This is a genomic window from Marinobacterium zhoushanense (assembly GCF_014641945.1).
In the GTDB taxonomy this organism is placed as follows: Bacteria; Pseudomonadota; Gammaproteobacteria; order Pseudomonadales; family Balneatricaceae; genus Marinobacterium_D; species Marinobacterium_D zhoushanense.
Map to the genome: position 1 here is coordinate 424449 of NZ_BMIJ01000003.1, position 11530 is coordinate 435978.

The window sequence follows — 11530 nt, forward strand, 5'->3', positions numbered from 1 at the left end:
TATCAGTGGTCTTTTGGGGAGGGGGTATGACGCTGAAGGTGGCGGTTGCATCAAAAACAGGAGTGGCGATCGATGAGCATTTCGGTCACGCCAAAGTGTTCAGAATCTATAACCTGTCGTCCGCAGGGGCTCTGCTGGTCGAGTCACGGGACGTTGAGCACTATTGCCTTGGTGGTCACGGCGATCGTTCGGCGCTGCAAAAGATACTCAACACCATTGAGGATTGCGCCGCTGTATTCGTTGCCCGGGTAGGCGATGGGCCCGCGGAAAAGTTGAAAGCCAGGGGTGTTGAAGCGGTTAGCGACCACCCATGGGAAGAGATCGAGCCGGCACTCGCCAGCTGGTATACGAAAAAGATGACAGCAGGAGTAATCGCGCCATGCTGACCTTCTATATGACACCCGGATCCTGCACTACCGGCATCCATATACTGCTTGAAGAGGTCGAGGCGCTGTTTATGGTTGAGCTGGTTAATCTAATGGCGGGAGATCAGAACAGCGAAGACTATCGGCAGATGAACCCCAAGGGCTCGATCCCGATGATCCGCCTTGAGAGCGGGCAGGTATTAACGGAGTTTGAGGCAATCGCCTGCTGGCTGGCCTGGCAACACCCAAAGGCCAGACTTCTCCCGACCGAACCAATCGCAGCGGCCAAGGTGATTGAGCTGATGTGCTATGCCGTCAGTAACCTGCACATGCAGGCGTTTGCGCGCCTCTTTACGCCCGAGAAGTTCGCGATAGAGGGGCATGGCCTTGATGCGATTAAAGCGGAAGGCTTGCGGCGCGTGCAGGAAGGCTTCGCGGTAGTGGAGCAGCAGCTTGCCGAGGCGGGGTATGCCTGCGGCGAGCTGTCCATCGCCGATGCTGCGCTGTTTTACGTTGAGTTCTGGGCGGATCGCAGCGATATCGAACTGCCTCCAAAGCTGCGCGCCCATTACAACCTCATGTTGGGCCGCAGGGCGGTACGTCAGGTGTTGATGGAGGAGGGGTATAGAGTTTAGGCGCGGCCGTTGCAATAACCCCATAGCCCCTGAGGCCGATAGCTGGATGAGGTGTCGATATACCGTTGGTGTATGCATCATACTCGGCGTTGGTTGTCAGTTTCCTTACATGACATGTTGAGCTTCTGGTCATTCAATCTCGTCCGAGGGTGGCGTTTCTTACATTTCAACTAGAATCGACTCATCGGAGAAAGAGAGCCATGAGCAGGTCCGATCAATATGACTGCTACTTCCTTACCTACACCGGCATCACTCTGCCGTTGCAACTGGTTAGCCCCCTCGAGAAAAGCGAGACAGAAAATCGGAATACCTATTTTGCAGCCAATCTGGATGACCAGGGGCGTGTGGTGCGCGTGCGCAAAATGGTTTACGGCGAGATTGAGCTGGAGCATCGCTACGGTTACCGGGATGAAGGATCGCTTGAGTGGGCAGAGATAGTCGACGACGAAGAGGAGGTTCAGCGGCTGGAGTTCAATGCAGACGGTCAGCGCGCCTGATTCCAGCTACTGGCTCTCAAAGGTGTCACTCCCCGGTTATCTGCACTATGATTTGCGCCTTGTTGTGCCAAATCATGGATGCTGATTGATGTCGAGTGACTCCCTTATTCTGCTGGCTATCGCCGTACCGGTAACCTTTCTGCTGGCCTGGGTGCTGGCGAGCTTGCGCGGCCAGCGCCTTGTTCATACCGAATCCGCCCGCGCCGATGCTGCCACCACTGAAGCGGTCCGGCTTCAGCAGGAGCTGGAAAACGCTCGCTCCGGATCGGAAAGAACCCGCGACGAGCTTTCCGGCCTGCGCATTGAGAAAGAACGCCTGGATGCCCGCCTTGAACATATTGAGGCCCAGGGCGCCGAGATGCGCCTGCAGTATACCCAGCAGCGTGAGCGGATCGAGCATCTCGGCAGCGAGCTGCAGCAGAGCCGGTCAGAGCTGGCCGCTGCCATAGAGCGGCGTGATCAGCTCAACGAGCGCCTGATCGAGCGGCAGCAGCGGCTTCAGCACGTGGAGCAACTGCTGGATACCTTGCGCACTGAGCATGGCGAACTGGAGTCAGCGCACACCGAGCTGCGAACAACCCTGGCGCAGAAGCAGGAGCATTTCGAGGCCCAGCTCAAACAACTGGAGCAGAGTCGGGAGCTGCTGAAGAAAGAGTTCGAGGTGCTGGCCAGTGAGATTCTCGAGCGTAAAGGCAAGGCGTTTACCGAGTTGAATCAGACCAGCCTGAGTGCGCTACTGAATCCAATTCATAGTGAAATGAAGGGGTTCAAGGAGAAAGTTGAACGTATACATGAGCAAGAGACTGCACAACGGATCCAGCTCAAAACCGAGCTGGAGAATCTGCAGAAGCTCAATCGCGATATTACCGATCAGGCGCACAAGCTCACCACCGCACTGCAGGGGCAGAAGAAAATGCAGGGCAACTGGGGTGAGCTGATGCTGGAAAACGTGCTGGAAAAATCTGGTCTGAGGGCAGGTGAGGATTATCAGCGCGAGGTCAGCATCAATACCGAGGAGGGCCGCCAGCGCCCGGATGCGGTGATCTACCTGCCGCAGAACAAGCACCTGATCGTCGATGCGAAAACTTCTCTGATGGCCTACACCCGGTATGTCAACTCAGAAGACGACGGCGAGCGTATTGCGGCCCTGGCGGAGCACACCCAGGCAGTGCGAGACCGCATCAACGAGCTGGCCGACCGTGACTACTACCGCCTTCCGGGCCTTAACTCGCCCGAGATCGTGATCATGTTTATCCCGATTGAATCCGCCTACGTCGAAGCGTTGAAATATGACGACACCCTCTACCAGCGGGCCATCGAGCGGCACGTACTGGTGGCAACGCCGACAACGCTGCTCACCAGCCTGAACATTGTGCGCCAGCTCTGGCGCTTCGAGGACCAGAGCAAGCACACGGCAGAGCTGGCCGATCGCGCGGACAAGTTCTATCGCAAGCTCAATGCCTTCCTCACCAGCATGCTGGATGTGGGCAAGAAGCTCGATCTGGCCCGAGGCAGTTACGATAAGGCGCTGGGCCAGCTGGCGGACGGTCGTGGCAACCTGATCAAGCAGGCTGCGGAGTTCAAGGATCTCGGCGTTGCCGTGCAGAAGGAGCTGCCACCGGAGCTGGTCGAGCGTGCGCAACTGGAGCTGGACCGCAATTCGGCCACGGTTGAGCAGGAGTAAGGCTGGACAGGATCACTCGGAACCCGCTTGATGCAAGGACCTATACTGTAAACATGGTAAACATAGGCGCATTTACGTTTCAGTTCGACCAGGTGGAGGATCGTATCCGCCTGGTCGGCAACCTGGATAATGGCCAGCCCCGCATCGACTTCTGGCTTACACGCCGTTTGGCAAAGCTACTGCTCGATGGCGGCAATGAGCTGGTGCAGAAAACCTCTCGGCGGGTCAGCGAGAGCCCCTCGGAGTTCAAAGACGCTACCGCCCAGTTCGAGCATGAGCAGGCCAAGGCGGTGCTGGAGGCCAGCAATCAGCCCGTCCCCACCAGCGCGGAAACGGTACCCAGGTTGCTACACCGGGTCGACTTCAGTTTTAAAGGTGGGCGTTACCGGTTGCGACTGTTCGCACACGACAACCCGGATGAGGTCGCTGCCGTCAGTGTGCTGACCTATCCTGAGCTGCATCAGATCCTTCACCTGATCCATACCGGCTGCGAGATTCTGAAATGGGATATCGCTGAGCCGTTTTCAGCGTTCGCGGGTAACGTGAGCAGGCTGCAGTAGCACGCCGATCAGCGGCAGAGGGAGAGCAGGGCAGCGACCAAGCGTTCGTTATCGTAGTAACCATCAGCCGAACTGCGAATCAGCTCGAGATCGATGACCTGAATACCCAAGGAATCGAGCAATCCGTACGGAATCCCCCCGGGATACTGCCCGGACCTGCTGTCTACGATAACGAAGTTGAGCAGGTCACTTACCCTCAAGTTGTCCGGATCGTCGCGCTTCAGATAGCGCACCAGTTTTTCAATGCTATCGGCCAGCGTCATGCCCAGCTGCTCGGGATCGGCGCCCTGATTCGGAATGAAGATCTTGGGGCCGTCGTTCTGTGCTATCGAACGGCCAACACCCGTGGGTAACAAATTGGCGATCAGACTGGAGTAAAAACTGCCCTGCGGATAGCAGATCAGATCCGCCCCTTCGATCAGTTGGCGATTGCGGCCGCGCACCTGGGCGGTTGCATCGACCGGCTCACTGAGCGACTCGCAGAGGCTTAGGGTGCGGATCGAAGACTGAAGCCGCGGTACCTCCTTGCCGGTGAGCCGATGCTGTCCCACGACCAGGCTGCCATCCTCCAGTTCGGCCTTCAAATGCAGATCGTCATCGACGATTGCGCGCACCGTCCCCTGTACATTGACCAGCTTGGAAAACAGAAACAGGATCGGTTCCAGGTCGCGATGGTTGTTGATATACCCACCGGCCAGGATCAGGTTGCCGATACTGGCACCGGAAAGATCGAAATCGTCCGGCATCGCATCCAAAAAGTAACCCAGGTTGTTGCAGATCAGGCGTCGCATGGGGTTGAGGATGGCCGCGACCAGCGGGTCTTTACCCGCCGCCATACCGTGAAGCCGATCAAGCAGAATCTCCTGGGGCTGCTCTTTTGGCAGACGATAGGTGAACAGCTCAAATATCTCGGGATGACCAAGCACGGTTTCGTCAGCCAGCGCCATCAATCGACTGCGCAGATCGCCAATCGCCGGCATTCCAAATGCAGCGCGCAGCTTGGCGGAGCTGCCACCCGAATCGAACGGGGTGACCAGATGAATCGAATTATGGGTGTAGTTTTTCAGCGTGCGTGACAGGCCGGTAAGCGCCGAACCGCCGCTGAAGAAGAGCACACGCGGGCCGAGCTCCGGTATCTTGCGGCAGCGACTGACGACAAGAGGGTCCGGAATGCTGAGACTACGGGTTACGCGCACTTTCACCATTGAGCCTATCCTTCACTGTTCTCGCCTTTTTCGGTTCAGGCGCTACGACGATAATACAGCAGACACCGATTGCTACTAACCCACTCAAGCCCCCCCCCAAATGAGAGCGGCAGTGCATCTGGGAGCGATTAAAAACCACATCACCAAAAGGCCGCACCCTGAGTTGGTGCGCCTTAACTTTATGCCTTAACGAATAGGTAATATAGTACCCATATATTAATTTATGCACAGATAGAGGTAATATATCACCTATTTAACATAGCCTGCAGCTTGATAGTAAATAGGTAACATACTACCCTAATTAACATCTAACGTGACTTTTTGGGTAGGAAGTTACTCATATGACACAAATTACAGCCGCCATGTCGGATGCCGCTGTCTCGGAAGCGCTGTTCCAGCGCCTGGAGGCACGCCGCAAGGCCCGGAAGATCAGCCAGAAACAGTTTGCCGAAGAGTACCTGGCGGTCAATGTCAAAACATACCGGACGCTGCGCGAGGGACGCTGCACAATGACCGTATTCCTGTCCGCAATACGTCAGCTTGGCCTGATCGACAACCTGAATCTGCTGGTGCCGGAACAGAGTGTCAGACCCACCGATATCCTCAAACCCAAGAGGCAGTCGCGCGGCAAACTGAATACCCCTGTTAACGCCACAGCAGCAGCTGATACGGCCAAGGTGCTTGGACACGGAGGTGTGAAAACCAAAGCCGGATCGGTGAGAGAAAGGCTGGCGCAGCGCAAAAAGCTGAAATCGCAACATGACATGGAGGAACAGTAATGGTCGCCAAAGCCTGTCAGGTCGAGTTCGACGGCATTCCGGTAGGGACACTGGCGTATACCGGAGACCCCACCTTTGCCAGCTTCGAATATGACCCCGCCTGGATCGCCGAAGGCTTCTCCATATCCCCTTTACACATGCCCCTGACAGCGGAGGTCTTTCATTTCCCGGCGATCCCGTTCGAGACCTTCAAGGGACTGCCCGCGGCCTTTTCGGACTCGCTTCCGGACGATTTCGGTAACGCACTGATCGACGCCTGGCTTGCCCGCGCCGGTCAGGACAAGGCCAACTTCAACGCAGTCGATCGGCTGCTCTATACCGGCACTCGCGGAATGGGCGCACTGGAGTACCAGAACGAGATCAACCCGTTCAATAACCCCGAGGGTGATCTGCATCTGGTCGAGCTGATCGAGCTGGCACAGAAAGTCCTGAACGACAGGGAGGAGGTCGAGATCCGCTCAGAGGATCAAAACGCCATGCAGCAACTCCTGCTGGTGGGCACTTCGGCCGGGGGTGCTCGACCCAAGGCGATTATCGCGGTCAACAAGGATCGCACCCGCATCCTGTCAGGACAGATCGAGGCGCCCGAAGGCTTTGAGCACTACCTGCTCAAGTTTGACGGCATTTCGGAACCGCACAAGGATCGACAAACCTTCGGCGACCCCAAAGGCTACGGACTGATGGAGTACACCTATTACAGGATGGCGACCGAATGCGGCATCGAGATGATGCCCTGCGAGCTGTTCAGGGAGAATGGCCGAGCGCACTTCATGACCAAGCGCTTCGATCGCGAAGAGAACCAGAAATACCACACACTAACCCTGTGCGGGATGGTTCATGCTGACTTCAAGAAGCCGGCCCACTACAGCTATGAAGAGCTGCTGATGGTGGCACGTCAACTGAATCTGACTACCAAAGAGCAGATCCAGATCTTCAAGCGCATGGTGTTCAACGTTATCGCCCGCAACCAGGATGACCACACCAAGAACACCACCTTCATCGTCGATGACAACCTGGAGTGGCGCCTGGCCCCGGCGTACGACATCGCCTTTTCCTACCGGCCCGACTCGCCCTGGGTCGGCCAGCACCAGATGACAATCAACGGCAAAAGTGACGGCTTTCTGCGAGACGATCTACTCAAGGTAGCCAGCCTGATCCCCGGCATGACCGAGCACAAAGCCAACGGCCAGATCGACGAGATCAAAACCGTTGTCATGAGCTGGCGGGAGAGGGCGGATGATACCGGCGTCTTCCCGGAGCTGCGTGATCATATACAGGATCATTTGCGGTTATATATCTGAACAACCGCTGGCCGAAACCCTGTATTCCGGGGGCATGGGACCTGGTCAAAGCCCCTGTTCGTGAATGAAAGCGTTCAGGCTATCGTAATCCCAGGGTTCGCCATCGGGCCTCAGGTGACCATGCTCATTGAGCTTGTCCACCATCACCTTCAGATTGTCACCCTTCTTGCGTAACCCGCGGACGAAATGCAGCGCCTCGTCGATCTTGCCCGCCAGTACCGGGTCCTGCGCCGCGTCCTCTCCCTTGCGTTTCACCACAACCTTGATCGACTTGCTCATGTTGTTGTTCCTGTGTCGAGCCCGTGAAGGTTTCATCATGGCGCGCAACGGACCGTGTAAGCAACCACCTATTCAAGCAGCAGGATCTAAAGCCCAAAAACGGGCAGGGCGAATACGGCCTGGGCCCCGGCGATGAGACAGGCTCAGCCAAGGCGGGGGACAGGAGAGAGGAGTTTTTCTCTACACCAGGTCAGGCTTTCCTGGGTGATTTCCCGAAAGCGGTCGATGATGCTGTAATGGGGAAGCTCGGAAGCACACCAGAATCAGACGATACAGATTCTAAGCAACCCGCAAGTGGCTCAAGGATTTTCACGGGTGGTGGTTGATCTACTTCTAGACCGGGAATGTTGATATATATTAATAGGTTATATTGCACTCATGAGAATCCACGCTACCAAAAAGCTGGCTGAAAAACTGAAAAAAGCAGGCTTTGATATCTCGGATTCAAGCGACGAAAATCCCTCCGCGCTGGGTGAATGGCAGCCCAATATCACCGTAATCCAGCGCCGCCAGTGCATCGTGTTTATCCACGACCAGACGCGATTCTCACTGGCACTTATCGGCGTGACCCAGAAAGAGCTCAAGGAGCTGACGTTCTGGTTAAGCGATATGCTGGGAACACCATGCTCAAGCTCGGTTTTCCTGCAGAGCTGATGGAGCGAGCGATTACCGCGGTCGGCGAGATGACATTCGATACCCAGTGCGACCGGTCCGTACAGGGAACGATGAGAGTCGCCATTGAGGATCTTGAATCCTACATCTGGGACGGTAGCAACATCATGGATATAGCGCCTTATTCTTTGTCAGCGAAACTATGCGATCGGCCGTGTAGCGTTAAAGGTATGAAGAAAGCTGAATTCCTATGGCCAGCCAGAGAGATGCGAAAGCTACTGGAGCAACTGCCTGACTCTAACGAGGCAGTTCACTTACCGAAGGTCAGAAACTGTGTCCAATCACTGAATCGCTCGTACGCTGCAAAGAGCGACACTCAGCCCGCAAAACTCAAATCTTCGAAGCTCTCCGCACGATAGAGAAGCGGCAGGCATTCAGAATGACCGCAACTTGAGCTACATGTATCAGTAACAGGGTGTATCCATTGTCTTTGTAAATATCTTATTTAACATAATATACATTATACGCATTTCACAAATCAGGTTTAGAGGGACCTGTGGCGTACGCAAGAGCCTACTAACCTGGGCTTAGATCATTTCTTTTTTGGGTCTGGATCGTCGTCTCACGGTGCTCTCGCAAGCATTCACTTGTAGGCATCGGCGAGATGATCCAGCGGTTTGTTCGCGGCGGACTCGTGGCGCTCTACTCGTGTGGTGTGCAGATACTGTGATGTGGTGTCGATGCTGTCGTGGCCGGCGTCGGCCTGCACATGGGACAGCGGTCTATTGTTCAGATTGATGTCGTGCGAGATTCCGGTATGGCGAATGCTATGTGGCGTCATTTGACGCATCTCCTGGGCGTCCTGCTGCAATCCGTCTGCAGCCGCCTCTGCCGATGCCAACTCGAACACACGAACGATCTCTTCGCGCAACTGACGGATGCCCAGGTTCGCATTCAGCAGTCCGGCGTCACGGCCGCGCCCGGCTACTCTATGACGTATGAACAACGGCGTCTCCTCATTTGGCGCTGGTAAAACACTGAGCCCCAGATGGTGTCTGTAGCGCTGTAATGCCTTTAACAACTGGTTGGATACAGCAACTGTACGTTTCTTGCCACCTTTGCTGCGCGGAATATGAAAGCCCCAGACGCCGGTTTTGGTGTCGCGACGAAACTGGCCCATGACGGGCGAAAAACCGGGTCTGGCGGCGGCCTCGGAGATCCTCAGGTAGCAGCTATACATTAGATTTATGAGAAACAGCGTCCGCTCGTGCTGATCCGGATCGTTTTGGGCCAGGCTCTCGGCCGTCGATACCACGTAGGACCACTGCAACTCAGTGAATGACCGGATCGACTCATCGTCCTCGCGCATCGTAAGGCTCTGTGAGCCCGATTTATAGCGACCGAGCTTCATCAGCATCATCGCCGGATTGCGCTCGGTATACTCTTCGTTGATCAGATAGCTGAAGAACGATGACAGGATTGCAAGCTTTGTTTTCAATGCTTTATCGGTTATTTTGTAAGTAAGTTCTACGCCATCGTGTTTTTTGCCTAGAAACGGTCGCCACATATGATTGGGTACCCGCTCGCCCAACTCCTTACTGAAAACAAACTGCGCTACATTGCGGTACGCGACCAGTTCTGCCGGCGGCCGGCAGCAATAGTCGATATAGCGCGGCAGGATTCGTCTGGTTATATCGGATACCGCGATCTGCTCCTCCTCGAAGGTCCAGTACAGGAAAGTCGTCAACTCACTGCGATAGGCTTTGTAGTTGTTCTCACTGAAACGCTGCTCCAATAACCAGTCGACGGCGAGCTCGTAGATCAAGGCAGCATCCGACACTCGATTCAGGGTGACATTGGCAAGATATTGGTTAACGGTTGGGTTACCGTCCTCAAGATGGTCGATTGCATCGAACAGCGGCATGGCCGGTGGTAGGTTCAGCATTTAACTCACACACTTAAATAATGCGCAGTTTAACAAAAACAATGAGTTAAGAGCGAATGCCGATAAATAGCATTATCGGCATTCAGAGCCTCAGGAGCGCCGAAATTGAATCATTCCGGATGCCTGTTCGAGGTAGGTCTGGGCATATTTGAGTTCACCGGATGTTTCGGCACAGAGTTCAATCAATGGATCGCCCCGAACGACCTTATCGCCTACCTTGACCAACAGGCGTACCCCGGCGGCGCGTGCATTCGGCGCTCCTGCCAGTTTGGCAAGACGGGCCAGCTTGCGGTTATCGATCGCTTTTACAACTCCGTCTCTATCAGCCAATACTGAGTAGCGATAGGAGGGAACCGGTAGCTCTCGGAAGCCGCCCTGTGCGGCACAGATCGCTTTGAACTTGTGCCATGCAGCACCACTGCTCAGAAGCTCTCTTGCCCTATTCTCTCCGCTCCCCGGAGCCTCAACCTTTGCCATCTCCAGAATCTGCCCGGCCAGAAACAATGCGCGCGCGCGTAAGTCATCGGGGGCATCATCCAGATTGCCTAGCACTGCAAGCACGTCTTCCGCTTCGAACGCGGGGCCAATTCCCCGGCCGATCGGTTGACTGCCATCGGTAATAACCGGCTTCACAACCAATCCCAGCCGTCCTCCCACCTGTTCGAATACCCGCTGTAGCGCCTGAGCAGCGGATTTTGAGCGAACCTTCGCGGTACGGCCCACCGGGATATCGATCAGGACATGGGTCGATCCCGCAGCGATCTTCTTGGACAGAACTGATGCGACCAGTTGGCCCTGGCTGTCGATATCCATCGCTTTTTCGACTCGGATCAGGATCTCGTCGACTGGACTGAGGCTCACATTACCGCCCCATGCCAAGCATGCCCCCTGCTCCCGGACAACTCTCCGGATACTTTCGAGATCAAGGTCGACCGGTGTGATCACCTCCATGGTATCGGCCGTACCGGCAGGTGATGTGATGGAGCGTGAAGATGTTTTCGGTATGGTCAATCCGGCCGCGGCCACGATGGACACCACGATGGGTGTCGTTCTATTGCCGGGCAGGCCGCCGATGCAGTGCTTGTCGACCACGATATCGGCTTCGGGCCACTCCAGTCGGGTTCCGACATCTACCATCGCCTGCGTCAGGTAGGCGATTTCATCGATATCGAGGTGGTTGGCGCAGGCGGTGAGAAAACTGGCGATATGAACATCGGTATAACGACCGGCTAGCACATCGTTGACGATAGCCTGTAATTGCCTCTGGTTGAGCGGATGCTCGAAGATTTTACTGCGCACATAACTGAGAGAATTTACCCATGCGGGGTGGCTTATTGAGACGCTTCCGCCCTCCTCCAGGCCCAGCCTGTCCCAGGCAATTTTCGACAAACCAATGTGGCCCGCCGGCAGTAAGTCGGCGAGAGATTCGACGACATTGAGTCTAGCAAGAATACTCTGCGCGCCTGCCTGAACCCTGACACGAGTCTGAACACCGAAGCCCTCCGCCCGACAGATATGACAGTCGTCGCGCATATACACCACCGACTCCTGATAGGTATCGATGCCGATGCGGACCGCTTTGAGACTATTGTGATTGTCGCTGGCATGTTTCGGCATATCACCTCCGAGTCTTACTGCGGAAAGGTTAGTACCTGTTTGCGCAATTAG

At 55.6% G+C, this 11530-nt stretch carries 11 protein-coding genes and 1 pseudogene; 8 read left to right on the forward strand and 4 right to left on the reverse strand.

Annotated features, from left to right (window positions below; genetic code table 11):
* Window positions 1-26: 26 nt before the first annotated feature.
* The 5 genes from IEX40_RS09070 to IEX40_RS09090 all read left to right on the forward strand — a co-directional run bounded on the left by IEX40_RS09070 (window position 27) and on the right by IEX40_RS09090 (window position 3741).
* A complete protein-coding gene (locus IEX40_RS09070; protein ID WP_188747445.1) occupies window positions 27-386 on the forward strand; it encodes a NifB/NifX family molybdenum-iron cluster-binding protein in 360 nt (119 codons plus the stop codon).
* Window positions 380-1000, forward strand: a complete 621-nt coding sequence (locus IEX40_RS09075; protein WP_188747446.1) for a glutathione S-transferase family protein — start codon at window positions 380-382, stop codon at window positions 998-1000. Before IEX40_RS09070 ends, IEX40_RS09075 begins: the two co-directional genes overlap by 7 nt.
* A 200-nt stretch (window positions 1001-1200) precedes the next feature.
* A complete protein-coding gene (locus IEX40_RS09080; protein WP_188747448.1) occupies window positions 1201-1497 on the forward strand; it encodes a DUF6156 family protein in 297 nt (98 codons plus the stop codon).
* Between the two features lie 88 nt (window positions 1498-1585).
* Window positions 1586-3181: a DNA recombination protein RmuC gene (locus IEX40_RS09085; RefSeq protein WP_188747450.1), complete on the forward strand. Its 1596-nt coding sequence runs from the start codon at window positions 1586-1588 to the stop codon at window positions 3179-3181.
* Between the two features lie 53 nt (window positions 3182-3234).
* On the forward strand, window positions 3235-3741 hold the full coding sequence (locus tag IEX40_RS09090) for a hypothetical protein (RefSeq protein WP_188747452.1): 507 nt from the start codon (window positions 3235-3237) through the stop codon (window positions 3739-3741).
* An 8-nt stretch (window positions 3742-3749) separates the two neighbouring features.
* Here IEX40_RS09090 and IEX40_RS09095 read toward each other — a convergent pair whose 3' ends face one another.
* A complete protein-coding gene (locus tag IEX40_RS09095; RefSeq protein ID WP_188747454.1) occupies window positions 3750-4946 on the reverse strand; it encodes a GAK system CofD-like protein in 1197 nt (398 codons plus the stop codon).
* Between the two features lie 341 nt (window positions 4947-5287).
* Between IEX40_RS09095 and IEX40_RS09100 the strand changes: the two genes are divergently transcribed.
* A complete protein-coding gene (locus tag IEX40_RS09100) occupies window positions 5288-5725 on the forward strand; it encodes a hypothetical protein (RefSeq protein ID WP_188747456.1) in 438 nt (145 codons plus the stop codon).
* A complete protein-coding gene (locus tag IEX40_RS09105) occupies window positions 5725-7026 on the forward strand; it encodes a type II toxin-antitoxin system HipA family toxin (RefSeq protein WP_188747458.1) in 1302 nt (433 codons plus the stop codon). Before IEX40_RS09100 ends, IEX40_RS09105 begins: the two co-directional genes overlap by 1 nt.
* A 45-nt stretch (window positions 7027-7071) precedes the next feature.
* On the opposite strand, the gene IEX40_RS09110 is transcribed toward IEX40_RS09105, so the two are convergent.
* Complete coding sequence (locus IEX40_RS09110; protein WP_188747460.1) at window positions 7072-7305, reverse strand: hypothetical protein; 234 nt, start codon at window positions 7303-7305, stop codon at window positions 7072-7074.
* A gap of 378 nt (window positions 7306-7683) precedes the next feature.
* On the opposite strand from IEX40_RS09110, the pseudogene IEX40_RS22275 reads away from it, so the two are divergent.
* Window positions 7684-8336, forward strand: a pseudogene (locus tag IEX40_RS22275) (DUF6933 domain-containing protein).
* Between the two features lie 224 nt (window positions 8337-8560).
* On the opposite strand, the gene IEX40_RS09120 reads toward IEX40_RS22275, so the two are convergent.
* Together IEX40_RS09120 and IEX40_RS09125 are read right to left on the reverse strand one after the other, a co-directional pair.
* Complete coding sequence (locus tag IEX40_RS09120) at window positions 8561-9841, reverse strand: tyrosine-type recombinase/integrase (protein ID WP_188747464.1); 1281 nt, start codon at window positions 9839-9841, stop codon at window positions 8561-8563.
* A 111-nt stretch (window positions 9842-9952) separates the two neighbouring features.
* Window positions 9953-11479, reverse strand: coding sequence for a thymidine phosphorylase family protein (locus tag IEX40_RS09125; RefSeq protein WP_188747466.1), 1527 nt, complete (start codon window positions 11477-11479; stop codon window positions 9953-9955).
* Between the last annotated feature and the right edge of the window lie 51 nt (window positions 11480-11530).

Coding starts and splice junctions, on each gene's coding strand:
- IEX40_RS09090 (WP_188747452.1), top strand. CDS start 3,235: ATGGTAAACATAGGCGCATTTACGTTTCAGTTCGACCAGGTGGAGGAT.
- IEX40_RS09105 (WP_188747458.1), top strand. CDS start 5,725: ATGGTCGCCAAAGCCTGTCAGGTCGAGTTCGACGGCATTCCGGTAGGG.
- IEX40_RS09085 (WP_188747450.1), top strand. CDS start 1,586: ATGTCGAGTGACTCCCTTATTCTGCTGGCTATCGCCGTACCGGTAACC.
- IEX40_RS09120 (WP_188747464.1), bottom strand. CDS start 9,841: ATGCCGCTGTTCGATGCAATCGACCATCTTGAGGACGGTAACCCAACC.
- IEX40_RS09100 (WP_188747456.1), top strand. CDS start 5,288: ATGACACAAATTACAGCCGCCATGTCGGATGCCGCTGTCTCGGAAGCG.
- IEX40_RS09075 (WP_188747446.1), top strand. CDS start 380: ATGCTGACCTTCTATATGACACCCGGATCCTGCACTACCGGCATCCAT.
- IEX40_RS09080 (WP_188747448.1), top strand. CDS start 1,201: ATGAGCAGGTCCGATCAATATGACTGCTACTTCCTTACCTACACCGGC.
- IEX40_RS09110 (WP_188747460.1), bottom strand. CDS start 7,305: ATGAGCAAGTCGATCAAGGTTGTGGTGAAACGCAAGGGAGAGGACGCG.
- IEX40_RS09070 (WP_188747445.1), top strand. CDS start 27: ATGACGCTGAAGGTGGCGGTTGCATCAAAAACAGGAGTGGCGATCGAT.
- IEX40_RS09125 (WP_188747466.1), bottom strand. CDS start 11,479: ATGCCGAAACATGCCAGCGACAATCACAATAGTCTCAAAGCGGTCCGC.
- IEX40_RS09095 (WP_188747454.1), bottom strand. CDS start 4,946: ATGGTGAAAGTGCGCGTAACCCGTAGTCTCAGCATTCCGGACCCTCTT.